Origin of the sequence: Paracoccus fontiphilus, assembly GCF_017356265.1 — a bacterium.
GTDB classification, from domain to species: domain Bacteria; phylum Pseudomonadota; class Alphaproteobacteria; order Rhodobacterales; family Rhodobacteraceae; genus Paracoccus; species Paracoccus fontiphilus.
Genome location: NZ_JAFNAW010000004.1, coordinates 72,312 through 98,561 on the forward strand (window position 1 = coordinate 72,312; position 26,250 = coordinate 98,561).

Sequence of the window (26,250 nt, forward strand, 5' to 3'; positions counted from 1 at the left end):
GTGTATAGATCTGGGACGGGGCGCGGACCAGCAGTGGTCCCGCGCAGGAGGAATTTGGGAATGACTGCTTGCGCATTCTGCCCGTTGCACTGGGGTTCTTGCCATGCCCGGCCGTGACATCCTGATCGGGATCGACGCCGGGACGTCTGTCATCAAGGCGGTGGCCTTCGACCTTTCGGGGCAGCAGGTCGCGGCATCATCGGTGCCGAACCGCTATCATTCGGGCGCGGACGGGGCGGCGACGCAATCGCTGGCGCAGACCTGGGACGATTGCGCGGCGGCCCTGCGCGGTCTTGGCGCCAAGGTCGACGGGCTTGCCACGCGGACGGCGGCGTTGTCCGTGACGGCGCAGGGCGACGGGACGTGGCTGGTCGGCAAGGGCGGGCCGGTAGGCGACGCATGGCTGTGGCTGGACGCCCGTGCCGCGCCCACGGTGGCGCGTTTGGCGCGCGGCGGTGCGAACCGCGCACGGTTCGAGGCGACGGGCACCGGACTGAACACCTGCCAGCAGGGCAGCCAGATGGCCCACATGGACGCCCATGCGCCGGACCTGCTGGACAGGGCCGAGGTCGCCTTGCATTGCAAGGACTGGCTGTATCTGAATTTGACCGGCGTGCGTGCGACTGACCCGTCCGAGGCGAGTTTCACCTTCGGCAACTTCCGCACGCGCCAATACGACGACGCGGTGATCGAGGCTTTGGGCCTGACCCATCGCCGCAACCTGCTGCCGCCGATCATCGACGGATCGCAGGTCACGCATCCGCTGGCCGACGATGCCGCGCGCCGAACGGGCCTGCTGGCGGGAACGCCGGTATCCTTGGGCTATGTGGACATGGTGATGACGGCGCTTGGCGCGGGCGTTTACGGCGGGGCAGCGGGCGACGTGGCCTGTTCGACCGTGGGGTCCACGGGTGTCCACCTGCGCGCCGTCCGCGCCGGGGACGTGCACCTGAACGACGAGGGCACCGGCTATGTGATCTGCCTGCCGATCCCCGGCATCGTCACGCAGGTCCAGACCAACATGGCGGCGACGCTGAATCTCGACTGGGTGCTGGGGCTGGCGGCGGGCATCATGTCCGACATGGGCCATGCCGTGACCCATCGCGACCTTGTCCAGCAGATCGAAGGCTGGCTGGCGCAGTCGAAACCCGGCCAGATCGTCTATCACCCCTATATCTCGGACGCGGGCGAGCGCGGGCCCTTCGTCAATGCCGATGCGCGGGCGGGCTTCGTGGGCCTGTCTGCGGGCCACCGGTACCCCGACCTGATCCGCGCCGTGGCCGAGGGGCTGGGCATGGCCATGCGCGACTGCTACGCCGCGATGGGGCCGCTGCCCGGTGAACTGCGCCTGACCGGCGGCGCCGCCCGGTCGCGCGGCTTGCGCGGCATTCTGTCGGCCAGCCTGAACGCCCCTGTCCGCGTGTCTGACCGCGACGAGGCAGGCGCGGCGGGCGCCGCGATGATGGCGGCCGTTGCCATCGGCGCCTATCCCGACATGGACGCCTGCATCGCCGAATGGGTGACGCCGCTGCTGGGCCAGGCCGAACAACCGGACGCCACGCTGGTCGCCGCCTATGACGCGCTTTATCCCGCCTTTTCCGCATCGCGCCGGGCCCTGCCGCCCGCCTGGGACGCGCTTGCCGCGGCCCGATCCCCGAAAGGACATTAGCATGACCCCTGACACCGACATGATCGACCTTTTCGTCATCGGCGGCGGCATCAACGGCGCGGGCATCGCGCGCGACGCGGCGGGCCGGGGGCTGAAGGTCGTGCTGTGCGAGAAGGACGACCTGGCGCAGGGCACCTCGTCCCGGTCGGGCAAGCTGGTCCACGGGGGCCTGCGCTATCTGGAATACTACGAGTTCCGCCTGGTCCGCGAAGCCCTGATCGAACGCGAGGTGCTGCTGAACGCCGCCCCGCACATCATCTGGCCCATGCGCTTCGTCCTGCCCCATTCGCCTGAGGATCGGCCCGCCTGGCTGGTCCGGCTGGGCCTGTTCCTGTACGACCACCTGGGCGGCAGGAAGAAGCTGCCCGGCACCCGTACGCTGGACCTGCGCCGCGACCCCGAGGGCGCGCCGCTGCTGGACAAGTACCACCGTGGTTTCGAATACAGCGACTGCTGGGTGGACGACGCCCGCCTTGTCGTGCTGAACGCCGTGGGCGCGGCGGAAAAGGGCGCAACGGTCCTGACCCGCAGCCCCTGCATCTCGGCCCGGCGCGAGGATGGCGCCTGGACCGTCCAGACCCGCAACGACATGACCGGAGAGATCCGCACCTTCCGCGCCCGCTGCATCGTCAACTGCGCGGGGCCGTGGGTCAGCGACATCATCAACAATGTGGCCGGATCGAACTCGACCCGCAACGTGCGGCTGGTCAAGGGCAGCCACATCATCGTGCCGAAATGGTGGTCCGGCCAGCAGGCCTACCTGGTCCAGAACACCGACAAGCGCGTCATCTTCATCAACCCCTACGAAGGCGACAAGGCGCTGATCGGCACCACCGACATCCCGTGGAACGACCGGGCTGAGGACGTCACCATCTCGGACGAGGAAGTGACCTACCTGCTGGCCGCCGTGAACCGTTATTTCAAGGAAAAGCTGAGGCCCTCGGACGTGCTGCACGCCTTTTCCGGCGTCAGGCCGCTGTTCGACGACGGCGCGGGCAATCCGTCCGCCGTCACGCGGGACTATGTCTTCGACCTGGACACCAACGGCGGCGCGCCGCTGCTGAACGTCTTCGGCGGCAAGATCACCACCTTCCGGGAACTGGCCGAACGCGGGATGCACAAGCTGAAGGATATCTTCCCGAAGATGGGCGGCGACTGGACCGAAACCGCCCCCCTGCCGGGCGGAGAGATCGCCAATGCCGATTTCGAGTCCTTCGTCGAATTGTTGCGACAGTTGCACCCCTGGATGCCGCGTCCGCTGGTCGTCCACTACGCCCGTCTGTACGGCGCGCGGACCAAGGACGTGGTGGCGGGCGCGATGTCGCTGGACGGCCTGGGCCGTCACTTCGGCGGCACCCTCTACGAGGCCGAGGCGCGCTATCTGGTCGCAAAGGAATGGGCGCAGACGCCCGAGGACATCCTGTGGCGGCGCACCAAGCATTACCTGCACCTGACGCCCGCCGAACGCGACGCCTTTGCCGACTGGTTCGCCGGGTCCGACCTTGCGGCCGATCTGAACAGTGCCGCGTGACCGCCATGGCCCTGACGCTTTCGCTGAACACCAACCCGCTGGTCAACCGCTTCGCCGATCCCGACGACCTGATCGACACCGTGGCCCGCGACCTGCGCATCCGCGACCTGCAACTGACGCATGAATTCATCAACCCAAGCTGGCCCGCCCCGGTGATCCGCCGCCTGACGCGGCAGATGGGGGCGGCGCTGGACCGCACCGGGGTGCGCGTGACCAGCGGCATGACCGGGCCTTACGGGCGGCTGAACCACTTCGGCCACCCCGACCGCGACGTGCGGCGCTATTACGTGGACTGGTTCAAGACCTTCGCCGACATCATCGGCGATCTGGGCGGGCAGTCGGTCGGCACGCAGTTCGCGATCTTCACCTATCGGGATTACGATAACCCGCAGCGGCGCGAGGCGCTGATCCAGACCGCCATCGACTGCTGGGCCGAGGTCGCGGACCACGCCAAGGCGGCGGGCCTGTCCTATGTCTTCTGGGAACCGATGAGCGTGGGGCGCGAGTTCGGCGAAACCATCGCCGCCTGCATGGACTTGCAGGACCGGTTGACGGCGGCGAACATGGCGGTGCCGATGTGGATGATGGCCGACATCGACCATGGCGACGTGACCAGCCCCAATCCCGACGACACCGACCCCTATGCCTGGGCGCGCGCGGTGCCGAAGGTCAGCCCGATCATCCACATCAAGCAGTCGATGATGGACAAGTCGGGCCACCGCCCCTTCACCGCCGAATACAACGCCAAGGGCGCCATCCAGCCCGAACCGCTGCTGGCGGCATTCGCCGAGGGCGGCGCCGTGGACAACGAGATTTGCCTGGAACTGTCCTTCAAGGAACGGGAACCCAACGACCGTCAGGTGATCGCCCAGATCGCCGAAAGCGTGGCCTTCTGGGCGCCGCATATCGACAGCGGCGCGGACAAGCTGAGGGTCTGATGCAGCCCTTCGCCTTCGCCACCGCCACCGAGATCCTGTTCGGCAGGGGGCAGGCGGCCCAAGCCGCCGCCAGGGTGGCCGGCTTGGGGAAACGGGTGCTTCTGGTCTATGGCCGCGACGCCGGGCGGGCCCACTGGCTGACCGATGCGCTGGCGGGGCAGGGCTGCGCGGTGACGGGTTTTTCGGTCCCGAGAGAGCCGGACGTGGCCTTGATCAAGGAGGGCATCGACGCGGCCGATGATGCCCAAGTCGTCGCGGCCGTGGGGGGCGGCGCGGTGATCGACGCGGGCAAGGCCATCGCGGCGCTTGTCCCCGCGACCCGTCCCCTGCTGGATCACCTGGAGGTCGTGGGGCAGGGTCTGCCGCTGGACAATCCGCCGCTGCCTTTTGTCGCCCTTCCCACCACGGCGGGCACCGGGGCCGAGGTCACGCGCAACGCCGTGATCGGCGTTCCGGAACACCGCCGCAAGGTCAGCCTGCGCGACGCCCGGATGCTGCCGCGCCTTGCCATCGTCGATCCGGCGCTGACCGACGGCTGTCCGCGCGCGGTGACGCTGGCCTCGGGGTTGGACGCCGTCACCCAGGTGATCGAGCCTTACGTCTGCACCCGCGCCAATCCCATGACCGATGCGCTCTGCCGCGACGCGATCCCGCGCGGGCTTGCGGCGCTGCGGCGGCTGATGGAGGATGAGGATGCCGAGGCTCGCGACGACATGGCCTGGGTATCCCTCTGCGGCGGGCTGGCGCTTGCCAATGCGGGCTTGGGCGCGGTCCATGGCCTTGCCGGACCGCTGGGCGGGCTGACCGGCGCCCCGCACGGCGCGATCTGCGGGGCGCTGCTGCCCCATGTGCTGGAGACGAACCGCCGCGCCGCCACCGACCCTGCCGCGGTCGAGCGCCTGGACCAGGTCGCCCGCTGGATCGGCGCGGCCTTCGACACGCCCTTCGCCTCGATGCCCGAGGCAACCCGCGCCCTGGCTGACTGGTCGCATCGCGCGGGCCTGCCCGCCCTGTCGGCCCTGGGCGTCGGACCCGAGGCGCAGGCTGCTGCGGCGGATGCAGCCGCCACGTCATCGTCGATGAAGGCCAACCCGGCGGCGCTGACCCCGAACGACCTTCGGCGCATCATGGAGGAGGCGGGCTGATGGCGCGGCGCGCAGGGATCGACCCGGAACAAAGCCTCGCCATCCGCGCGGCCTGGCTGCATTACGCGGGCGGGCTGACGCAGGCGGCGGTCGCCAAGCGGCTGGGCGTCACCGGCGTCAAGGCGCACCGGCTGATCGCGCGCGCCGTGGCCGAGGGCGTCGTCAAGGTCTCCATCGACGGCGAGATCGTCGAATGCGCGCTGCTGGAGGATCGGCTGTGCGGACGCTACGGCCTGGCCTTCTGCGAGGTCGCCCCCGACCTGGGCGAGGAAGGGCTGCCGTTGCGCGCGCTTGGCCTTGCGGGCGCAAGCTTCCTGCGCCGCGAGATCGAGCGCGGCGAGCATCGCGTCATCGGCCTGGGCCATGGGCGCACGCTGGCCGCCGCGGTCGAGCAATTGCCGCGCTTCGATGCCAACGGCACGCATTTCGTGTCGCTGCTGGGCGGGCTGACGCGCAACTATTCGGCCAACCGGCATGACGTGATGCACAGGCTGGCCGAAAAGACGGGCGCGCAGGCCTATGTGCTGCCGGTGCCCTTTTTTGCGAACTCGGGGATGGATCGCGCGGTGCTGCTGGCGCAGCCGGGCGTGGCCGAGATCTTCGACCTGGCGAACGGTGCGGGGCTGAAGTTCGTGGGCATGGGCACGGTCGATCCCGGCGCGCAGCTTGTTGCCTCCGGCATGATCGAACCGCGCGAGATCGACGAAATCCGCGCAGCCGGCGGCGTGGGCGAGATGATGGGCCATTTCTTCGATGCCGATGGCCGGGTTCTGGACACGACGCTCAGCACGCGAACGCTGTCGGCCGCCCTTGATGAACCGGGCGACAGCCGCACCGTGCTGATCGCAGGCGGCGCCGACAAGGTCGAGGCGATCCGCGCCGCCCTGAACAGCGGACGGCTGCGGGGGCTGATCACGGACGAGATCACGGCGCGCGCCCTGGCCGGATAGCCGGAACGGAAAACGGGTCGGGCAAGGCCCGACCCGGTCGCTGTCGCTGGACCCCGCGCGCGGCTTGCGCGCGCAGGTATCGCTTACTTGCCCGTCAGCGCCTTGGCGCGGGCGATGATGGCGTCGGTGGTGATGCCGAACTCCTGATACAGCCGGTCGATGGGGGCCGAAGCGCCGAACCCGTTCATGCCGATCACGTCGTCTTCCGAGGCGACATAGCGCGTCCAGCCGAACTTGCCCGCGGCTTCGACCGCAATGCGCGGCGCGTCGCCCAGGGTGGCCTTGCGATAGTCCTCGGGCTGCGCGTCGAACAGTTCCCACGAGGGCATGGACACGACGGCGACGTTCAGGCCGTCGGCGTGCAGGGCCTCGGCTGCCTGCACGGCAAGCTGCACCTCGGTCCCGGTGGCGATCAGGGTCACGTCGCGGCCCTCGCCGAACTGTCGGATGACATAGGCGCCCTTGGCGGTCAGGTTCTCGTCGCCCGCCTCAAGGCGCAGTTGCGGCACGTCCTGGCGCGACAGGGCCAGCAGCGAGGGCACATGGCGGTTGCGGATCGCGATGTCCCAGGCTTCCAGCGTTTCGACCGTGTCGGCGGGACGCAGCACCGTCAGGTTCGGGATGGCGCGCAGGCTTGCCAGATGCTCGATCGGCTGGTGGGTCGGGCCGTCCTCGCCCAGGCCGATGCTGTCATGGGTCATCACGAAGATCGTGCCGACCCCCATCAGCGCCGATAGGCGGATCGCGTTGCGGGCATAGTCCGAGAACACCAGGAACGTCCCGCCATAGGCGATGAAGCCGCCATGCAGGTTGATGCCGTTCATCGCGGCGCACATGCCGAATTCGCGCACGCCATAGCCGATATAGCGGCCCGGTGCCTGGCGCGTGTACTGGCTGTCCACGGCCTTCACGCGGGTCAGGTTCGACCCGGTTAGGTCGGCGGACCCGCCGATCATCTCGGGTAGGGCGGCGGTCAGCGGCTCCAGCGCCATCTGGCTGGCCTTGCGGGTCGCGGCCTTCTTCGGCTCCGCGAACAGCGCGTCGCGCGCGGCCTTCAGCGCGGCCTCGTAACCCTCGGGCAGCTCGCCCGACTGGCGGCGGTTGAACTCGGCCTGGATCTCGGCGGACTTGCCCGCAAGCCGGGCTTCCCAGGCCTCGCGGTCCTTGGCGCCGCGTGTGCCGATCTGCTGCCACTCGGCCGCCAGATCGTCGGGGATGACGAAAGGCTCATGCGCCCAGCCGATGGCCTCGCGGGTCAGCGCGGCCTCGTCCTTGCCCAAGGGCGAGCCGTGGACCGAGTAGGTGCCCGCCTTGTTGGGCGAACCGAAGCCGATCACCGTCTTCATCGCGATCAGCGAGGGCTTGCCGGTTTCCGCCTTGGCCGCTGCAATCGCCGCATCCAGCGCCTTGCCGTCATGGCCGTCGCATTTCTGCACATGCCAGCCGCAGGCTTCGAACCGCGCCGGGACATCCTCGGAAAAGCTGATCGAGGTCGGGCCGTCGATGGTGATGTCATTGTCGTCGTACAGCACGATCATCTTGCCCAGGCCCAGGTGGCCCGCAAGGCTGATCGCCTCTTGCCCGATGCCTTCCTGCAGGCAGCCGTCGCCCACGAAGACATAGGTGTGGTGATCGACCAGATCGTCGCCGAACTCGGCCGCAAGCGCGCGTTCCGCCAGCGCCATGCCGACGGCGGTGGCGATGCCCTGGCCCAGCGGGCCGGTGGTCGTCTCGATCCCCTTGGCATGGCCGTACTCCGGGTGGCCCGCCGTGATCGAACCCCACTGGCGGAAGTTCCGCACCTGCTCCAGCGTCATGTCCTCATAGCCGGTCAGGTGCAGAAGCGCATATTGCAGCATCGAGGCATGGCCGTTCGACAGCACGAAGCGGTCGCGGTCCGGCCAGTCGGGGTTTTTCGCGTCAAACTTCAGGTGGTTGCGGAACAGCACCGTGGCCGCGTCCGCCATACCCATCGGGGCGCCGGGGTGGCCGGAATTCGCCGCGTTCACCGCGTCGATGGCCAGCGCGCGGATGCAGTTGGCCAGCGCGAAGTTCTGCGGGTCCAGTTCGGCCTTGGCGGCGATCTTGGGGTCTTTGGGCGAATCTAGGGGCATTTGGTCCTCCGACGGGTTTGGGGGTGCATACCCCGGACCGCTAGCGATCACAACAATAATCACAAACTGCCATCACAAAGTCACAAAAATGATGTTGTGATTTTTGCTGACGGTGTTACAAACCGTGGCAACCGAGGAGGTACGGGTGAAGCGCGAGGAACGCAGGCAGGCGATCATGGATCTTCTGGTGGGCGCGCGTGCCGTGGATCTGGACGATCTGGCCGACCGTTTCGCCGTGTCGCGCATGACCATCCACCGCGACCTGGACGACCTGGAACAGGCGGGCGTGCTGCGCAAGGTGCGCGGAGGCGCGACCATCGAGGCGGGGACGCAGTTTGAAAGCGACTTCCGCATCCGCGCCTTGCAGGACAGCGATGCCAAGACCCGCATGGCACGCGCGGCGCTGGAGATGGTCGAACCGGGCATGACGGTCATGGTCAACGACGGCTCCATGGCGGCACTTCTGGGCGCCAGCCTGACCGACAAGGCCCCCTTGACCGTCATCACCAACAACGCCGCCGTGATCGAGCGGCTGAAGGACGCGCCCCGCGTGACCCTCATCGCGTTGGGCGGCACCTACAGCGCCAAGTTCAACGGCTTCTTCGGCGTCGTGACCGAGGATGCACTGTCGCGGCTGCGCGCCGACTTGGCCTTCATCTCGACCCCTGCCGTGGCCGGGCTGCGGGCCTTTCACATGGACGACGCGGCGGTCCGCGCCAAGCGCGCGATGATCGCCAGTGCCGACCGGGCCGTGCTGCTGGTCAACCACACCCGCTTCGGCCGGTCGGCGCTGCACGCGCTGGCGGACCTGACCGACTTCGACGCCATCATCACCGATGCCGTACCGGCCCCCGAGGATCGCGCCGCGATCGACCGGGCCGGGCTGCGGCTGACCATTGCAAGGGACTAATTGGGGACTGACATGAGCGATTTCTGGATCGGCACAAGCTGGAAGATGAACAAGACGCTGGCCGAGGCGCGCGTCTTCGCCGAAGGGCTGGCAGCAGTGGACGCCGACCGCGACCCGCGCATCCAGCGCTTCGTGATCCCGCCCTTCACCGCCGTCCGGCAGGTCAAGGAATGGCTGGCGGACACATCGGTCAAGGTCGGCGCGCAGAACATGCATTGGGCGGACGAGGGCGCCTGGACGGGCGAGGTCTCGCCGGTGATGCTCAAGGACTGCAACCTCGACATCGTGGAACTGGGGCATTCCGAACGCCGCGAGCATTTCGGAGAGACGGACGAGACCGTGGGCCTCAAGACCGAGGCCGCCGTCCGCCACGGCCTGATCCCGCTGATCTGCATCGGCGAGACGCTGGCCGAACGCGAGGGGGGGCGCGCGCAGGACGTGCTGGAAACGCAGGTGCGCGGCGCGCTGTCCAAGCTGTCGGGCGACCAGAAGACCGCCGAGATCCTGCTGGCCTACGAACCCGTCTGGGCCATTGGTGCGAACGGCATCCCCGCGTCGGCGGACTACGCCGATGCGCGGCAGGCCGAGATCATCGCGGTGGCGCAGAACGTGCTGGGTCGTCGCGTGCCCTGCCTTTACGGCGGCTCGGTCAATCCGGGCAACTGCGAGGAACTGATCCAATGCCCGCACATCGACGGGCTGTTCATCGGCCGCTCCGCCTGGAACGTGGACGGCTATCTTGACATCCTGGCGCGTTGCAGCGCCGTCATCTGAAGGAGAGAACATCATGAAACTGGCAATCGCAGGCGACAGCGCGGGTGAAGGTCTGGCGAAAACCCTGGCCGACCACCTGAAAGGCAAATACGAGGTTGCGGAAATCAGCCGCACCGACGAAGGTCCGGATGCCTTCTATGCCAACCTGTCCGATCGGGTGGCAAGCCAGGTCAAGGACGGCACCTATGACCGCGCCATCCTGGTCTGCGGCACTGGCATCGGCGTCTGCATCGCGGCCAACAAGGTGCCGGGCATCCGCGCCGCGCTGACCCACGACACCTATTCCGCCGAACGCGCCGCGCTGTCGAACGACGCGCAGATCATCACCATGGGCGCCCGCGTGATCGGGCCGGAACTGGCCAAGGCCATTGCCGACAAGTGGCTGGCCGAGACAGAAAACTTCGACAAGGCCGGTAAATCCGCAGGCAACGTGAACGCCATCGACGCGGTCGATGCGAAATACAACAAGGCCTGACATGCTGAAACTGCCGAACGACGGCCCGGCCACGGGCCGCCTTCTGTCGCAGGTGCTGGCGGGGGATGGCCCTGCCGCCATCGTCCGCGCCATCGCCGAAGCCCAGCCGCCCTTGATGGAACGCCTCGGCGCGGGTCGGTTGCACGGCGACCCGACCGAGATCGTCGGCGTCAACGACACCGGCGACAAGCAGAAGGCGCTGGATGTCGGCGCGCATCATCACATGATCGCCGTGCTGCGCGACGCGGGCGTGCGCCAGGTGCTGTCCGAGGAAGCCGAGGCGGTGATCGAGCTGAATCCCGACGGGGACTGGGACGTGGCGATGGACCCCATCGACGGGTCCGGCAGCATCGGCATCGGTGCGCCGCTGGGGATGCTGTTCAGCATCATGCCCGCCGCGCCCGAGGGCTTCCTGCGCACCGGCGAATGCGTGGTCGCGGCGGGATACGCCTCCTTCGGCCATTCGATGGACTTCGGCTGGTCGCTGGGCGACGGCACCCACATCGCCGGCTGGGACGCCGAAGCCGGCGAGTTCCGCATGGTGCGCGAGAACGTCACGCTGAAGCCCGCCGCCTCGACCATCGCCTACAATGCGTCCAACGAACGCCACTGGGCGCGGGGCCTGCAAGCCTGGGTCGCCGACCTGCGCGCGGGCCGGGACGGGCCGCTGGGCAAGAACTACAACATGCGCTGGCTGGCCGCCGCCGTGGGCGAGTTGCACCGCATCCTGCTGAACGGCGGGGCGTTCCTCTATCCCGCCGACAACCGCCCCGGATACCGGAACGGCAAGCTGCGGCTGGTCTACGAGGCCATGCCCATCGCCTTTCTGGTCGAACAGGCGGGCGGTCTTGCTTCGGACGGCACGCAGCCCATCCGTTATCGCAAACCGTTAGCGGTACACGACATGACGCCCCTGATATTCGGCGCTAAGGACGAGGTCGAGACGATCCTCGGCTATCTGGCCGAACCCAGCAAAGGATAAGACCCCATGGCTATGATCACCCTGCGCCAGCTTCTCGACCACGCGGCCGAGAACGGCTACGCGGTCCCCGCCTTCAACATCAACAACATGGAGCAGGGTCTGGCGATCATGACCGCAGCAGCGGCGACGAATTCGCCGGTAATCCTGCAGGCCAGCCGGGGCGCGCGGGCTTATGCCAACGACCTGGTGCTGGCGGGGCTGATCCAGGGCTTTGCCAAGGCTTTCCCGAACATTCCGCTGTGCATGCACCTGGACCATGGCAATGGCCTGGGCACCTGCGCCACCGCGATCCAGAACGGCTTCACCAGCGTGATGATGGACGGCAGCCTCAAGGCCGATGGCAAGACGCCCGCCGACTACGCCTATAACCGCGACATCACCGCCAAGGTGGTCGAGATGGCGCACGCCTGCGGCGTCTCGGTCGAGGGCGAGTTGGGCGTCCTTGGCAGCCTGGAAACCGGCATGGGCGATCAGGAGGACGGCCACGGCGCGACCGAGCAGCTTGGCCACGACCAGCTTCTGACCGACCCGGACGAGGCCGTGCGCTTTGTCAACGACACGAACGTGGACGCGCTGGCAATCGCCATGGGCACCTCGCACGGCGCCTACAAGTTCAGCCGCAAGCCCGACGGCGACATCCTGGCGATGCACGTGATCGAGGAAATCCATACTCGCCTGCCCAACACCCACCTGGTGATGCACGGGTCGTCGTCCGTGCCGGAGGATCTGCAGCAGATCATCAACAGCTATGGCGGCGACATCAAGCCGACCTGGGGCGTCCCGGTCGAGGAGATCCAGCGCGGCATCAAGCACGGCGTCCGCAAGGTCAACATCGACACCGACAACCGCCTGGCCATGACCGCCGCGATCCGCAAGGTCTTCTCGGAAGAACCGTCCGAGTTCGACCCGCGCAAGTACCTGAAGCCCGCGATGCAGATGATGTCGCAGGTCTGCAAGGACCGGTTCGAAGCTTTCGGTACCGCCGGCAATGCCGACAAGATCGTGCCGCTGCCCCTGTCGGTGATGGCCTCGCGGTACTGACCGGCCCGACTGATCGGCTCGCGGCCACCCCAGCGGGTGGCCGCTTGCCTTGAAGCCGACCTTCGGGAAGACACCTGAAGAAAATGGCCGTGAGAGGAAGGTCTCGCCCATGGCGGAGGCTGGCCCCGAGGCGGTGCCAGCCAGACGCATCGGGCCGTTCCGGCATCAGGCCCTTGAGCCCGAGCCGATCTGCATCGCAGATGCCGGTCCGCGATCAGAACCGGCAGCTGCCAAGAGTGCTTACCGGCGCGGCCGAGCTTCGGTCCGGGACGCGGCCGGGGCGCCTAGCCGAAGTCGTGAAAGATGAACCACGCGCCAAGGCAGATCAGGCCGAAGCCCACGCCGTGCTGCCAGCCGATGCGCTCGCCCAGGTACAGCCACGAGAACAGCGCGAAGACCGACAGGCTGATGACCTCCTGGATGGTCTTCAGCTGTGCGGCGCTGAAATGGCCGTGGCCGATGCGGTTGGCGGGCACTTGCAGGATGTATTCGAACAGCGCGATGAACCAGCTGACAGCGATCACCGTCAGCAGCGGCGCCGTCTTGAACTTCAGGTGCCCATACCAGGCCACCGTCATGAAGACGTTGGAGGCGATCAGCAGGCCGATGGTAATGGCAGGGACCGGCAGGCCTAGTCCCATTGCGCCTGCCGGTCCTTCGCCAGGTTGCCAAATCGCGTGAACTGTCCCTCGAAGGACAGCTCGACCGTGCCGATGGGACCGTGGCGCTGCTTGCCTAGGATCACCTCGGCCTTGCCGTGGCACTGCTCCATGATCTGCTGCCACTTGGCCATGGCATCGAGGTCGCTGTCCGACGGCTTTTCGCGCTCCTTGTAGTATTCCTCGCGGAACACGAACATCACGATATCGGCGTCCTGTTCGATCGAGCCGGATTCGCGCAGGTCCGAAAGCTGCGGACGCTTGTCGTCGCGGTTTTCCACCTGGCGCGACAACTGCGACAGGGCGATGACGGGGATGTTCAACTCCTTCGCCACGGCCTTCAGGCCCTGCGTGATCTCGCTGACCTCGTTCACGCGGCTGTCCTTGGCCGAGGCGGCCTTCAGAAGCTGAAGATAGTCCACCATCAGCACATCCAGCCCATGAGTCCGCTTCAGCTTGCGCGCGCGGGCGGCAAGCTGGTTGATCGGCAGGGCAGGCGTGTCGTCGATATACAGCGGGCAGTTCTGCAAGGCGTGCGCGGCCTCGACGAAGCGGCGGAACTCGGCCTCGTCCATGTTGCCGCTGCGGATGCGTTCGGAGGGGACCTCGGCCGCTTCCGACAGAATGCGCGCGGCAAGCTGTTCGGCTGACATCTCCAGGCTGAAGAAGCCCACGACGCCGCCCTCGACCGTGCCGATGGTGCCGTCGGGACGCTCGCCGGTCTTGTGGGCCTTGGCGATGTTGAAGGCGATGTTGGTCGCCAGCGAGGTTTTCCCCATCGAGGGACGGCCCGCCAGGATGACCAGGTCGGAATTGTTCAAGCCGCCCATCTTGGCGTCCAGGTCGATCAGCCCCGTCGAGATCCCCGACAGCTTGCCGTCGCGCTGATAAGCGGCGTTTGCGGCCTGGACGGCGCCCGTCACGGCCTTGAGGAAGGACTGGAAGCCGCGTTCGGCGGTGCCTGCCTCGCCCAGCTTGTAAAGCGTCTGTTCGGCGGCCTTGATCTGCTCCTCGGCCTCGTCGCCGACCTCGACGGTGGCCGCGCGGGCGGAAATGTCCTGGCCCAGCTGGATCAGCTCGCGCCGCAGGGCGAATTCGCGAATCATCTGCGCATAGTCGCGCGCGGCATAGGCGCTGATCGCGGCCCCCGCCAAGCGTGCCAGATAGGGCGCGCCGCCCAGTTCCTTCAGCCCCTCGTCATGTTCCAGAAAGGCCTTGATGGTGACGGGGCTGGCAAGCGCGTTCTTGCGGATGCGTTCCGCGCAGATCTCGTAAATGCGTGAATGGACGGGGTGATAGAAGTGGTCGGCCTTGATGATCTGGCTGACGCGGTCGAAGACATCGTTGTTGGTCAGCAGCGCGCCCAGAAGCTGCTGCTCGGCCTCGAGCGAGAAGGGGATCGAGGCTGCGTCCTCGGCGCCGACGGGCTGGCCCGGAATGATCGCGCGCAGGTTGGTCATGAACTGCCCCCTTTGTTCTTAATCCCCTGTTCTACACCCGATGCACCGCCCGGGGAACGCCGCGCGATGGAATATCGGGGGGCCGATCTGTGGATCGCCTGTGGATAAGTCAGGCGTTCGCGGCCTGCCAGGCGCGGGGATCGGTCAGGAATGTCTCGACCTCGGCCAGCGTTTCCGTGTCGAAGGCAGCCTGCGCCTTCGCCTCGGCCAGGACGTCCCACCAGGTGCAGAGGTGATGCAGGGAAACCCCATGATCGGCCAGACGCTGCGTCGTCTCGGGGAAGATGCCATAGTAGAAGATCACCGCCGTATGCGCGCAGGTGGCGCCGGTGTCGCGGATCGCATCGACGAAGGACAGCTTGCTGCCGCCGTCGGTGGTCAGATCCTCGACCAGCAACACGCGCTGGCCTTCGGTCATCACCCCCTCGATCCGGGCGTTGCGGCCATAGCCCTTGGGCTTCTTGCGCACATAGGTCATCGGCAGGCCCAGCCGTTCGGCGACCATGGCCGCGAAGGGGATGCCCGCCGTCTCGCCGCCCGCCACGTTGTCGAAGACCTCGAATCCCGCGTCGCGCATCACGGTCGCTGCCATGAAGTCCATCAGGGTCTGGCGGACGCGCGGAAAGCTGATGATGCGGCGGCAATCCACATAGGTCGGCCCCTTCAGGCCCGAGGCATAGGTGAAGGGCGTCTTTGCGTTGAAATCGACGGCCTTGATTTCCAGCAGCATCCGGGCGGACAGGCGGGCGATCTCCTCGCGCGTGGGGAAGGTCAGGCTCATCGGTCCTCCAGGTGCCAGTAAAGGGGAAAGCCGGGATCGAACAGGGTGACGGTCTCGTCGCCCGCGTCGATCTGCGCCGGGTATGCGGCGGGCGTGTCGTGCTTGACCAGGGTGATCCGGTCGTCGTTAGGAGGCAGGCGGTAGAAGGCGGCGCCATGCAGGCTGGTGAAGCCTTCCAGCCTGTCCAGCGCGCCCTCGTCCTCGAACACCTGGGCCAGGATCGACATGGTATTGGGCGCGGTGAAGCAGCCCGCGCAGCCGCAGGGCTGCAGCTTGGCGCTGTCCGCATGGGGGGCGCTGTCAGTGCCCAGGAAGAACCGCGCCTCGCCGCCTGTCGCGGCCTCGCGCAGCGCCAGGCGGTGCGATTCGCGCTTGGCGACGGGCAGGCAGTAGTAATGCGGGCGAATGCCGCCAGCGAGGATCGCATTGCGGTTGATGACCAGGTGATGCGTGGTGATCGAGGCAGCCAGGTCGTCGCCGCCGGACCGGGCATAGGCCACGCCGTCGCTGGTGGTGATATGCTCCATCACGACGCGCAGGCCGGGGGTGCGGCGGCGCAGCGGGTCCAGCACGCGGTCGATGAACACGGCCTCGCGGTCGAAGATGTCCACGGCCGGGTCGGTGACTTCCCCATGCACGCAAAGGGTCACGCCCGCTTCGGCCATCGCCTCCAGAACCGGCTGCACGCGGTCGAAATCGGTCACGCCGCTGGCGGAGTTGGTCGTGGCGCCGGCGGGGTAAAGCTTGACCGCGCGGATGATGCCGTCGCGGAAGGCGGCCACGACATCGGCGGGGTCGGTCCCGTCGGTCAGGTACAGCGTCATCTGCGGCTGCAGGGCGGCGCCTGCGGGCAGGGCTGCCAGGATGCGGTCGCGATAGGCGGCGGCCTGGGCGCCGGTCACGACCGGCGGCACGAGATTCGGCATGATGATGGCGCGGCCGAAGTCCGCGGAATGGGGCGCGACGGCGGCCAGCATCGCGCCGTCGCGCAGGTGCAGGTGCCAATCGTCGGGGCGGCGAAGGGTGATGCGGTCGGTCATGGCCTGCCTCTATACATGGCGCCGGCGCGTTGCCAAGCGCGGGACTTGCATAAATCGCATTGCACCCTGTCCCAAGGTCGCTCTTGTGCTGACCTTCACGTCACCCCACCTTAGGGGGATTGATGCAAAGGATGACTCGATGTTCCCCATGATGCCCAAGAACCCTGTTCGCCTGTGGGCACAATTTGCCCGGATGGCCATCGAGGCGCAGACCGTGATCGGTCTTCGGACTGCGGGGATGATGGGGGTCATGACCCAGGCGCCCGGAGAGCCGTTCCGCATGGTGGCCGAAAAGCAGGCCGCCGCCACGGAATCGCTGTTTGCCATGGCGCAGGCGGCAGGTCGTGGACACAGTGCCGAGCGCGTGATGGCTGCGGCCCTGCGCCCCTACGGCAAGCGGACCCGCGCCAATTCGCGCCGCCTGACCAAGGTGCGATAGAAGACGGCGGGGTTTCCCCCGCCGTTCTGTGATCAGATCAGCTTGCCCATCGCCACCGCCGTGTCCGACATGCGGTTCGAGAAGCCCCATTCGTTGTCGTACCAGGTCAGGATGCGGCACAGGCGGCCTTCCATTACCTTGGTCTGGTCCATGTGGAAGACCGACGAATGCGGATCGTGGTTGAAGTCCGACGAGACCAGCGGCTCCTCGGTATAGCCGAGGATGCCCTTCAGCGGGCCGTCGGCCGCCGCCTTGATGGCCCCGTTGATTTCCTCGACCGAGGTGTCGCGGCTGGCTTCGAACACAAGGTCAACGACCGAGACGTTCGGCGTCGGCACGCGGATCGCCACGCCGTCCAGCTTGCCCTTCAGTTCCGGCAGCACCAGGCCCACGGCCTTGGCGGCGCCGGTCGAGGTCGGGATCATCGACAGGGCGGCTGCGCGGGCGCGGTACAGGTCCTTGTGCATCGTGTCCAGCGTCGGCTGGTCGCCGGTGTAGCTGTGGATCGTGGTCATGAAGCCCTTTGCGATGCCGATGCTGTCGTTCAGCACCTTGGCGACGGGCGACAGGCAGTTCGTCGTGCAGCTCGCGTTCGACACGACCAGGTCGTCGGCGGTCAGCGTGTCGTCGTTCACGCCGAACACGATGGTCTTGTCGGCATTGTCGCCGGGGGCCGAGATCAGCACGCGCTTGGCGCCGGTGGACAGGTGCGGCTGGACCTTGTCCTTGGACGTGAAGATGCCGGTGCACTCCATGATCACGTCGATGTCGCCCCAGGGCAGCTCGGCCGGATTGCGGATCGCGGTGACCTTGATCGGGCCGCGGCCCACGTCGATGGAATCGTCGTTGACGGTCACCTGCGCCGGGAAGCGGCCGTGGACGCTGTCATAGCGCAGCAGGTGCGCGTTGGTTTCGACGGGGCCCAGATCGTTGATCGCGACGACCTCGATATCGGTGCGCCCGGATTCGATGATGGCGCGCAGGACGTTCCGGCCGATCCGCCCGAAACCGTTGATCGCAACTTTGACAGCCATGGTTCTCTCTCCCGACCAAGTGACGTTGCGCCCCTCGTATCGTGCTGTTTCGGCTGATGCAAATGCCGTGCTGCGCGTCGGCGGCTTGTTAGCGCCAGAAGCTGAGATATTCGATGAAGCCGTCCATCATGCGGGCGGCCATCAGCGGCAACTGCCACTGAAGCCACAACTGGTCGGCGACAAACAGCCCCAGGATCACGACCAGAAGCGCGATGGCGATGGTATTGGTCATGTCCGTCTTATCCGCCTGTCGCGCGGGCGGTGCAAGCGCCGCTAATCCTGGTCCTGCGGCAGAAGCAGCGTGATCTCGCCCGCTTCCTGGAGACGGCGGATGGCCGAGACGACCTCGGTCATCGCCTCCTCGATGTCCGAGCCGCGCAGCTTGCCCAGATCGTTGCGTTCCTCCCGCAGGCCGTCGGACATGCGCTGAGACAGGTTCGTCAGGATGAACTCGGCCGCTGCGGCCTCGGCCTCGCCGGTGGCGGCAAGCGCGCGGACCAGGACCAGCTGGTCAACCTCGCGGATGATGCGCGGGATGTCGCGCGGCATGACGCGGGCGGGGATATGGGCGAAGATGAAGATCGCCTTGCGCACGCTGCCCGCGAAATCGGCGTCGTGCCGGTCAAGGCTGTCCAGAACGTCGTCGCGCAGGTCGGCGGTGGCAAAGTTCAGGATCGCCCCCATCCGGTCCGTCGCGGGGGTGGAAAGCGCAGGGCGGGGCAGGGCCTCGGCCGCCTGCAACAGGATCAGGCCGACACGGTGCAGCGATTCGGGCGTGACGCCCGCCGTCATGGACATGGCCTGCGCCACGGCGCGCGCCCGTTCGCGGGGAAGGCCCACGAACACTTCGGACGCGCGTTCCACCGGCAGCTTGGACAGCATCAGGGCCACCATCTCGACCGCCTCGGAGGTGGCCAGCGACAGGACGGCGGGGGCGGGCAGGGCGGCGATGCGAATCCAGGGATCGCCCCGGCCCTGAATCACCGCGCGGCGGCGCAGCCGGTCGGTGCTGTCTTCCGAAAGCTGTTGCCCCAAAATCGCCAGCGTGCCGTCCAGGTCGCCGGGGAAGGTCACGCCCACCGATTCCAGCCGGTCGCAGAATTCGGTGATGACCGCGTCACGGGTCTGGCGGTCGATCAACTCCATCCCCGCCATTTCCTCGGCCAGCAGGGTCTGGCTTTCGCTGTCCAGCCGCGACAGGCTGGACGCTTCGTCGTCATCCAGCAGAAGGCGGACGATGACCGCCGCCTTTTGCCGTTGGTTCAAACCCGTGTGTATCGTCATGGCCCTGCCCAGATTGACCGTCCTTGCGGCCAATCTGGCAGAGCTTTCCTAACACGCGGTTTACGTCGGCCTATTTCCCGCCTTGCCCGAACACACGGCGGAAGATCGTGTCGACGTGCTTGGTGTGATAGCCAAGGTCGAACTTTTCCTCGATCTCGGCGGGCGACAGGGCCGCCGTCACCTCGGGGTCGGAAAGCAATTCTTCCTTGAAGTCAGCGCCTTGTTCCCAGACCTTCATGGCGTTTCTCTGCACCAGCCGATAGGCGTCCTCGCGTGAGACGCCGGCTTGGGTCAGTGCCAGCAGCACGCGTTGCGACATGACCAGCCCTTTGAACTTGTTCATGTTGCGCAGCATGTTTTCGGGATAGACGACCAGCTTGTCGATCACGCCTGCCAGCCGGTTCAGCGCGAAGTCCAGCGTGATGGTCGCATCGGGCGCGATGCCGCGTTCGACCGAGGAATGGCTGATGTCGCGTTCGTGCCACAGCGCCACGTTCTCCATCGCCGGGATGACGGTCATGCGCACCAGCCGGGCAAGGCCGGTCAGGTTCTCGGTCAGGACCGGGTTGCGCTTGTGCGGCATCGCGGAGGACCCCTTCTGGCCGGGGCTGAAGAATTCCTCGGCTTCCAGAACCTCGGTCCGCTGCATGTGGCGGATCTCGATGGCGATGTTCTCGATGCTGGAGGCGATCACGCCCAGGGTGGCGAAGAACATCGCGTGGCGGTCGCGCGGGATGACCTGGGTCGAGATCGGCTCGGGGCGCAGGCCCAGCTTGGCGCAGACATGCTCCTCGACCGCGGGGTCGATGTTGGCGAAGGTGCCGACAGCGCCGGAAATCGCACCGGTCGCAACCTCCCACCGCGCCGTTTCAAGGCGGGTCCGGTTGCGGTCCATCTCGGCGTAGAAGCGGGCGAAGGTCAGGCCCATGGTCGTCGGCTCGGCGTGGATGCCGTGGCTGCGGCCGATGCGGACGGTGTCCTTGTGCTCATGGGCGCGGCGCTTCAGCGCCTCCAGAACGCGGTCCAGATCGGCCAGCAGGATGTCGGCGGCGCGGACAAGCTGCACGTTCAGCGTGGTGTCCAGCACGTCGCTGCTGGTCATGCCCTGGTGGACGAAGCGCGCCTCGTCCGAGCCGATATGCTCGGCCAGATGGGTCAGGAAGGCGATGACGTCGTGCTTGGTGACGGCCTCGATGGCGTCGATGCGGGCGACGTCGAACTCCACGTCCTTGGCGCGCCACACGGCTTCGGCGTTTTCGCGCGGGATGACGCCCAGGTCGGCCTGGGCATCGCAGGCATGGGCCTCGATCTCGTACCAGATGCGGAACTTGGTTTCAGGGGACCAGATGGCGGTCATTTCGGGGCGGGCATAGCGGGGGATCATGGCGGGCTCCTTTCCGGATGGGGCGGGCATAGCGGGGTGATGACGCGGCGGCAAGATTTCGATTTCCCCCACGGCCGGAATGGGAACATTCCAGCGGCGCAAGCTGTTGAGGATTCGACCAATCCGACAACGCCGGAGAGATGCGATGCACCCGACCCATGACGATGACCGCCCGATGACCGAAGCCGACCGCACCAGCGAGACGCGGTTCGGCCCCCGTCCCGTGCCGCAGGGCCACAAATATCCAGGCTATCAGCAGTCGCGCCGGACGATCCCCTCGGGGCGCATGGCGCCGGACGGGCGGTCGTCCTATCCGACCCCCTCGCTTGGCGCAAAGATCGCCGTCTGGGGCGGCATCGCCCTTGGTGTCGCGGGCGGCACCGCGGCCGCCGTATATGCCGTCCGCGCCGTTGCCGATGCCGTGGCAGGCGATCCGCACCCCAAGCACCAGCGCCGCTATGCGGCCCCCCGCTTCGTCGAGATGGACGAGGATGAGCGCGAGGCGATGCGCCGCCGGGTCCGCGCGCAGGACCGCGAGGACCGGAAAGAGGTCGCGCGCTTGCGCGCCGAGGCTTCGCAGCATCGCGAAGCCCCCAAGGCCCCCAAGCCGGCGAAAGCGCGCAAGGGCAACTTTGTCGAGGATCTGATCCATACGTCCGAAAGGCTGTCCGAAAGCCTTGAAGGCGTGGCCAAGTCCCTGGGCGTCGCCATGGATGGCTTTCGCAGCGTTGCCCGGCAGGCAACCGACGTGATCTCGGAATTCGCGGCCACGGCGGACCAGCTGCGATCGGCCCTGCGCGGAGAGCACGTCGCCGGCACGCGCCGGGATGCGGGCGATTCCGATCGCGTCCACCGGATGTAAGCGGGACGAGGCCATGAGAAGCACGACGCCCGGCGTACTTGACGCCCTTTTTGGTGATCTGGACGACCGTGCGCGCCGGCGGTTCGGGATGAAGACCGACGGCGCGCCGGAACCCGTGCCGGCCGCGCGAACCCATCCGAAGGGCAAGGATGTCGGGCTTTGGGACCTGACGAAGGCCGACTGGATGGCCATCGCGAAATCGACCTTCGGACAGATCGGAACCGACCGGGTGACGGCGGTGGCGGGAGGCATCACCTTCTTCGGCCTGCTGTCGCTGTTTCCGGCGATCACGGCGCTGGTGTCGATCTATGGCCTTGTCGCCGATCCGGCCACCATCTCGGGGCATCTGGACATGCTCCAGAGCTTCCTGCCGCAGGGCGCGCTGGAGATCATCCGGGGACAGGTCGAATCCATCACCTCGTCGCCCGGAACGGCCCTGTCGCTTGCCGGGATCGCCGGCCTTCTGGTCGCCTTCTATTCGGCCAACGGTGGAATGAAGGCGCTGCTCTCGGCCCTGAACGTCGCCTTCTTCCAGACCGAAACCCGCGGCTTCCTGCGGCTCAACCTGGTGTCGATGGCCTTCACACTGGGCGGCATCGTGATGATCATCCTGATGCTGGGCATCATCGCGGTGATCCCCATCCTGCTCCAGATGTTGCCGCTGACCAGTACAACAAGCACATGGGTCGGGCTGATCCGCTGGCCGATCATGTTCGGCGTGCTGATCCTGGCGCTGGCGGCGCTTTACCGCTGGGGACCGGACGCGCCCGACTCGCGCTGGCGCTGGATTTCCCCCGGCGCCGTTTTGGCAGCGGTCGGGCTGGTCCTGACCTCGATCCTGTTCAGCTGGTATGCGGCAAATTTCGCCAACTACAACGAGACCTACGGCTCGCTTGGCGCGGTGATCGCGCTGATGATGTGGCTGTGGTTCGCCTCGACCGTCGTGCTGGTCGGCGCCGAGGTGAATTCCGAGATCGAAAGCCACCTGAAGAAACTGGCCGGCGTGCCCGACAGGCGGAAAACCGACCAAGTCTGATCAGCGCTCGGTCAGCTTCAATTCGATCCGCCGGTTGGCCGCAAGCTCATCGGCGGATTGGCCTTGGGAAACGGGCCGCGTGTCCGCAAAGCCCGTGGCCGCCAGCCGGTTCGCGGGAAAGCCCAGTTCGTCGGTCATGTAGCGCACGACGGCCAGCGCGCGCGCCTGGCTGAGTTCCCAGTTGTCTCGATAGCGCCCGGTGCCCGAAAGCTGCGTGTTGTCGGTGTGCCCGTCCACGCGGATGATCCAGTCGATCTCGGGCGGGATGTCGTCGGCGACTTCGGACAGCAGCTTCGCCACCCGGGCGATCTGGTCGTGTCCTTCGGGCGACAGCGTTGTCGCGCCGGGTGGGAACAGCACCTCGGACTGAAAGACGAAGCGGTCGCCGACGACCTGGACGCCTTCGCGGCCGGACAGGATCTCCGACAGGCGCCCGAAGAATTCCGAGCGATAGCGCGCCAGGTCGCGCGCCTCTTCCTCGGCGCGCAGCCGGGCCTCCTCCTCCAGCGTCAGGCGGCGGTCCTTTTCCTCGGCCGCGCGCAGAAGGGCGGCGTTCAACTGCTGGCCAAGGTTCTCGACCCGCAGTTCCGCCTGCCGCTGATCCTCGCCCGCGGTATCCAGCAGCGCCTGCAGGGAACCAAGCTGCGCCGTCAGCGAGGCCACCTGCTCGTTCAGCAGGGCGACGCGGCGCTGGCTGTCCTGCGACAGGTTCTGCTGGTCGGCCAGGGCCTTCTCCGCCGTGGCAAGCAGGGCCGCCTGACGTTCGGCTTCGGTCAGGCTGCGGGTTGCCTGCTGGGTTGCCCGGTCCCGCGCGGCCTCGGCGCCGGCCAGCAGGGTCAGCGTTTCCTCGGCCTTCCTGCGGCTTTCCTCCAGCGCCAGCGTCATGGCGGTCAGTTCGGCATCCGCGCTTTCCAGGCGTTCGCGCAACGCCCGCGCCGCTTCGGCATCGGTCAGGCGCGCGGCCTCGGCTTCGGTCAACTTGGTCTGCAACTCGCCCGCGCGTTCCTCGGTCGCCCGATCGCTTTCGCGAAGATCGGCCACCAGCGTCTCGGCCGCCTGGTTGCTTTTGCGAAGATCGGCCACCAGCGCCTCCAGCGCATCGCGGCGCGCGGCGGCAAGCCGGGCCTGTTCGGCTTGGGCATCGATTTCCTGGCGGGCGGCGGCCACGGCCAATTCGGCGGCGCTGGTGCGGCTTTGCTGTTCGGTCAACCGGGCCTGGGCCTGTTCCTGACGGGCCTGCGCCTGTTCCTGGTCGGCGGCGCGTGCGGCCATGAGGGCCGCGACCTCTGCCTCGAAATCGGTCAGGCGGCTGCGGGCCTGCGCCAGTTCCCCGCGGCTGGTTTCAAGTTGGGAGGACAGGCGCGTGATGCGGGCGGCGCGATCCCGCGCCTCGGCCTGGGCCTCGGCAAGCCGGTCCTGCAATCCTGCCTCCCGGTCCTCGGACACGGTCAGCGCCTGGCCCAGGGCGGCCACCTGCTGGCCCAATCGCTCCAGCCGCTGTTCCTGGGCCGAGATCACCTCGCCTTGGCTGGCGATGGTGTCATCCTTGTCGGTGATCTGCTCGCGCAGCACCGACTGCATGACGGTGAAGATCGTCAGCACGAAGACCAGCACCATCAGCAGCGTGGCCAGCGCGTCCACGAAGCCCGGCCAGATGTTGGTCGAGAATCGGTGCCCGGACGCGGCGCGGCGCAGGGCCATGGCTCAGCCCCCGTCCCGCGAGACCAGCGGGTCGCGCAGAAGATCGTCGCGGAAGGGATCGTTGAAGCGCGCGGCCCGGACCGCGCGGGTCAGGACCAGGATGTCGGAGCGCAGTTCGGCGACCATTTCCTCGCGTCCGTCGGTCAGGTCGGCGGTCAGCCGGTTCAGCGCGGATTCGATGCCCGCAAGATCGGGGGGCGGGGCGGCAGGGCGTTCCGCCTGCAGGCGCGTCAGGTCGACCAACTGGTCCTGACCCTCGGCCAGTCGCGACAAGGCCTCGGTCAAGGAAGCGACGCGGGACAGCGAAGCCTCCTGCTCGGCCTCGCTGCGCTGGACCAGGGCCTCGATGGCCTGGGCCATCACGACCACCCGTTCGTCGGCCATGGCGGCGGCGTCGTCGCGCTGCGCGTCGCGTTCGGCCTGGATCTGCTGCAAGCGGTCCATCTGGCCCGCCATCTGTTCCAGGAACCCCGCCAGGGCGGCCTGATCGACCGCGTCGCCTTCCGACCCGGCCAGGCTGACGCGGGTGAAGCCGGACATCCACTCCTCAAGCTCGCGGTAGAAGCGGTTCTGGCCGTGCGTGGCGAACAGTTCCAGCAGGCCCACCACCAGCGATCCCGCAAGCCCCAGAAGCGAGGACGAAAAGGCGGTGGCCATCCCGCCCAACTGGGATTCCAGCCCGCTCATCAGCTTGTCGAAGACCTGGATGCCGCTTTCGCCTTGCTGCGGGGCAAGGGTGCGGATGGTTTCGACCACGGCGGGAATTGTCGTGGCAAGCCCGTAGAACGTTCCCAGAAGACCCAGGAAGATCAACAGGTTTGCCAGGTATCTTGTGATGTCGCGCAGCTCGTCTATGCGGGTGGCGACCGAATCGAGGATCGACGCCGCAGCACCCGTCGAAATCACGCCCCCGGCCGGTCCGCGCGTGCCAAGCAGCGCGGCCAGTGGTGCCAGCAGGCGCGGGGGCTGATCGCTGGTGTCGAGGCCGCCGCGCGCCGCGATGCCCTTTTCGACCGCGTTGCCGCGCCGTTTGGCGAAGCGTTCGATCCAGCTTACCGACTGTGTCAACTGCGCCACCTGCCAGAAGCAGGCCAGCACCCCCAGCGCGAAGACCCCCAGGATCAAGCCGTTCAGCCACAGGTTCGCCCGAAAGATCGGCAGGATGCGGCCATAGGTGATCCAGCCGCCTGCCAGGACCAGGGCAAGCACCGTGATCATCATCACGACCTGCCGCACCGGCTGCGAGAAGTGGGGGCTTGCCGGGCCGGGGCCTTGCGTCCGTGTTGCGCTGATCCGCCGGTTCGCCGCGCCAAGGCGGGGATGGGCGGAAGGGTCAGGCTGCTGGCTCGTGTCGCTCAACTGGTCGCATTCCCCTGGCCAAGGCTGTGATGCGGGAAGTGTAGGGCGCACCCTTTCACTTGCCAAGCGATCCGAGGTCAGGCCGGACGGTTCCTGTCGCTTTCCAGCAACTTGCGCACTTCGTCGGTCAGGTGGTCCATGACCGCATCGGCAAGCCCGATCTGCGCCAGATGGGCGGCGGTGTTGAACAGGTATTCCGCGTTCGGGCCGCGTCCACCCTGCGCCCGGGCGATGATGCGGGCCTGTTCCGACAGATCCAGACCGCCCGCATACTGCCAGTGGTCGCGCCGCATGACATAGGCCAGCGCCTCGACCCGGCGGCCGTCCTCCAGCCGCAGGGGCAGGATCGTCTCTCGGTAGGCGTCGGTGACCAGTTCGCGGGCGCGCAGATAGGCCAGCACCTCGTCATGGTCGCTGTCGGCAATCCCGAGCGCCAGGCCGCCGCATTCGCCGTCCGGCTGTTCATCCAGGCCGAGGACAAGCCCCGGTCGTTCCGACGTGCCGCGGTGCTGGATCGAGCGGAGGCAGAAGCTGCGCGCATAGCCTGTCACCCAGGCGCGCGCCCTTTCCACCGGCGCAAAGCCGGGATCCCATATCAGCGACCCATAACCGAAGACCCATTCGATCTTTCGCATGACTCCAAACCCGTTCATTCATCGGAAGTTAGGACAGCCGGGACAGC

Annotated in this window: 25 protein-coding genes; 13 read left to right on the top strand and 12 right to left on the bottom strand. The window is 67.3% G+C overall.

Features of this window, described 5'->3' with window-relative positions; genetic code table 11:
* Positions 1–103: 103 nt before the first annotated feature.
* From J0F76_RS02855 to J0F76_RS02875, 5 genes are read left to right on the top strand one after another with little or no spacing between them, the layout of a single operon-like run.
* Positions 104–1,669: an FGGY-family carbohydrate kinase gene (locus J0F76_RS02855; protein ID WP_207465496.1), complete on the top strand. Its 1,566-nt coding sequence runs from the start codon at positions 104–106 to the stop codon at positions 1,667–1,669.
* Between the two features lies 1 nt (position 1,670).
* A complete protein-coding gene (locus J0F76_RS02860; protein ID WP_207465499.1) occupies positions 1,671–3,200 on the top strand; it encodes a glycerol-3-phosphate dehydrogenase in 1,530 nt (509 codons plus the stop codon).
* Between the two features lie 5 nt (positions 3,201–3,205).
* Positions 3,206–4,138 (top strand): sugar phosphate isomerase/epimerase family protein, encoded by a 933-nt coding sequence (locus J0F76_RS02865; RefSeq protein WP_207465500.1) that lies wholly within the window; start codon positions 3,206–3,208, stop codon positions 4,136–4,138.
* On the top strand, positions 4,138–5,283 hold the full coding sequence (locus tag J0F76_RS02870) for an iron-containing alcohol dehydrogenase (RefSeq protein ID WP_207465503.1): 1,146 nt from the start codon (positions 4,138–4,140) through the stop codon (positions 5,281–5,283). Before J0F76_RS02865 ends, J0F76_RS02870 begins: the two co-directional genes overlap by 1 nt.
* Positions 5,283–6,233, top strand: coding sequence for a sugar-binding transcriptional regulator (locus J0F76_RS02875; RefSeq protein ID WP_207465506.1), 951 nt, complete (start codon positions 5,283–5,285; stop codon positions 6,231–6,233). The genes J0F76_RS02870 and J0F76_RS02875 overlap by 1 nt, the downstream gene beginning before the upstream one ends.
* A gap of 83 nt (positions 6,234–6,316) precedes the next feature.
* Here J0F76_RS02875 and tkt read toward each other — a convergent pair whose 3' ends face one another.
* A complete protein-coding gene (gene tkt, locus J0F76_RS02880) occupies positions 6,317–8,347 on the bottom strand; it encodes a transketolase (protein ID WP_207465515.1) in 2,031 nt (676 codons plus the stop codon).
* Between the two features lie 145 nt (positions 8,348–8,492).
* Here tkt and J0F76_RS02885 point away from each other — a divergent pair, with 145 nt between their 5' ends.
* The 5 genes from J0F76_RS02885 to fba are packed head-to-tail and all read left to right on the top strand — an operon-like array spanning position 8,493 to position 12,529.
* Positions 8,493–9,257 carry a DeoR family transcriptional regulator gene (locus J0F76_RS02885; protein ID WP_207465518.1) on the top strand — a complete coding sequence of 255 codons (765 nt, stop codon included), beginning with the start codon at positions 8,493–8,495 and terminating at the stop codon, positions 9,255–9,257.
* Positions 9,258–9,269: 12 nt separating this feature from the next.
* Positions 9,270–10,031 (top strand): triose-phosphate isomerase, encoded by a 762-nt coding sequence (locus tag J0F76_RS02890; RefSeq protein ID WP_207465520.1) that lies wholly within the window; start codon positions 9,270–9,272, stop codon positions 10,029–10,031.
* A 13-nt stretch (positions 10,032–10,044) separates the two neighbouring features.
* On the top strand, positions 10,045–10,506 hold the full coding sequence (gene derI, locus J0F76_RS02895; protein WP_207465523.1) for a D-erythrulose-4-phosphate isomerase: 462 nt from the start codon (positions 10,045–10,047) through the stop codon (positions 10,504–10,506).
* Between the two features lies 1 nt (position 10,507).
* Entirely contained in the window at positions 10,508–11,488 is a 981-nt protein-coding gene (locus J0F76_RS02900; RefSeq protein ID WP_207465525.1) for a class 1 fructose-bisphosphatase, read from the top strand.
* Between the two features lie 6 nt (positions 11,489–11,494).
* Positions 11,495–12,529 carry a class II fructose-bisphosphate aldolase gene (fba, locus tag J0F76_RS02905; RefSeq protein WP_207465528.1) on the top strand — a complete coding sequence of 345 codons (1,035 nt, stop codon included), beginning with the start codon at positions 11,495–11,497 and terminating at the stop codon, positions 12,527–12,529.
* A 284-nt stretch (positions 12,530–12,813) separates the two neighbouring features.
* Here the strand turns inward: fba and J0F76_RS02910 are convergent, their stop codons facing one another.
* From J0F76_RS02910 to pyrC, 4 genes are all read right to left on the bottom strand, one after another.
* A complete protein-coding gene (locus J0F76_RS02910; protein WP_207465530.1) occupies positions 12,814–13,170 on the bottom strand; it encodes a DMT family protein in 357 nt (118 codons plus the stop codon).
* The gene (locus J0F76_RS02915; RefSeq protein WP_207465532.1) at positions 13,161–14,648 is read right to left on the bottom strand and encodes a replicative DNA helicase; all 1,488 of its coding nucleotides are present in this window, start codon (positions 14,646–14,648) and stop codon (positions 13,161–13,163) included. The genes J0F76_RS02910 and J0F76_RS02915 overlap by 10 nt, the downstream gene beginning before the upstream one ends.
* Positions 14,649–14,757: 109 nt before the next feature.
* Positions 14,758–15,429, bottom strand: a complete 672-nt coding sequence (locus J0F76_RS02920; protein ID WP_207465534.1) for an orotate phosphoribosyltransferase — start codon at positions 15,427–15,429, stop codon at positions 14,758–14,760.
* Complete coding sequence (pyrC, locus tag J0F76_RS02925) at positions 15,426–16,469, bottom strand: dihydroorotase (protein WP_207465536.1); 1,044 nt, start codon at positions 16,467–16,469, stop codon at positions 15,426–15,428. Before pyrC ends, J0F76_RS02920 begins: the two co-directional genes overlap by 4 nt.
* Before the next feature lie 139 nt (positions 16,470–16,608).
* On the opposite strand from pyrC, the gene J0F76_RS02930 reads away from it, so the two are divergent.
* Entirely contained in the window at positions 16,609–16,908 is a 300-nt protein-coding gene (locus J0F76_RS02930) for an antibiotic ABC transporter (RefSeq protein ID WP_207465538.1), read from the top strand.
* A 32-nt stretch (positions 16,909–16,940) separates the two neighbouring features.
* Here the strand turns inward: J0F76_RS02930 and gap are convergent, their stop codons facing one another.
* The 4 genes from gap to purB form a co-directional block, all read right to left on the bottom strand.
* Positions 16,941–17,942: a type I glyceraldehyde-3-phosphate dehydrogenase gene (gene gap / locus J0F76_RS02935; protein WP_207465540.1), complete on the bottom strand. Its 1,002-nt coding sequence runs from the start codon at positions 17,940–17,942 to the stop codon at positions 16,941–16,943.
* Between the two features lie 88 nt (positions 17,943–18,030).
* Entirely contained in the window at positions 18,031–18,174 is a 144-nt protein-coding gene (locus tag J0F76_RS02940; protein WP_207465542.1) for a hypothetical protein, read from the bottom strand.
* Positions 18,175–18,215: 41 nt separating this feature from the next.
* Complete coding sequence (locus J0F76_RS02945; RefSeq protein WP_207465545.1) at positions 18,216–19,226, bottom strand: FliG C-terminal domain-containing protein; 1,011 nt, start codon at positions 19,224–19,226, stop codon at positions 18,216–18,218.
* A 70-nt stretch (positions 19,227–19,296) separates the two neighbouring features.
* The gene (gene purB, locus J0F76_RS02950) at positions 19,297–20,610 is read right to left on the bottom strand and encodes an adenylosuccinate lyase (protein WP_207465547.1); all 1,314 of its coding nucleotides are present in this window, start codon (positions 20,608–20,610) and stop codon (positions 19,297–19,299) included.
* Positions 20,611–20,785: 175 nt separating this feature from the next.
* Here purB and J0F76_RS02955 point away from each other — a divergent pair, with 175 nt between their 5' ends.
* Together J0F76_RS02955 and J0F76_RS02960 are read left to right on the top strand one after the other, a co-directional pair.
* Positions 20,786–21,472, top strand: a complete 687-nt coding sequence (locus J0F76_RS02955; protein ID WP_207465549.1) for a hypothetical protein — start codon at positions 20,786–20,788, stop codon at positions 21,470–21,472.
* A gap of 13 nt (positions 21,473–21,485) precedes the next feature.
* Complete coding sequence (locus J0F76_RS02960) at positions 21,486–22,508, top strand: YihY/virulence factor BrkB family protein (RefSeq protein ID WP_207465551.1); 1,023 nt, start codon at positions 21,486–21,488, stop codon at positions 22,506–22,508.
* Here J0F76_RS02960 and J0F76_RS02965 read toward each other — a convergent pair whose 3' ends face one another.
* From J0F76_RS02965 to J0F76_RS02975, 3 genes are all read right to left on the bottom strand, one after another.
* Positions 22,509–24,209, bottom strand: coding sequence for a peptidoglycan -binding protein (locus tag J0F76_RS02965; protein ID WP_207465553.1), 1,701 nt, complete (start codon positions 24,207–24,209; stop codon positions 22,509–22,511).
* 3 nt (positions 24,210–24,212) lie between these two features.
* A complete protein-coding gene (locus J0F76_RS02970; RefSeq protein WP_242689952.1) occupies positions 24,213–25,430 on the bottom strand; it encodes a coiled-coil domain-containing protein in 1,218 nt (405 codons plus the stop codon).
* Positions 25,431–25,645: 215 nt separating this feature from the next.
* Positions 25,646–26,203 (bottom strand): gamma-glutamylcyclotransferase, encoded by a 558-nt coding sequence (locus J0F76_RS02975; RefSeq protein WP_207465555.1) that lies wholly within the window; start codon positions 26,201–26,203, stop codon positions 25,646–25,648.
* Positions 26,204–26,250 lie beyond the last annotated feature (47 nt).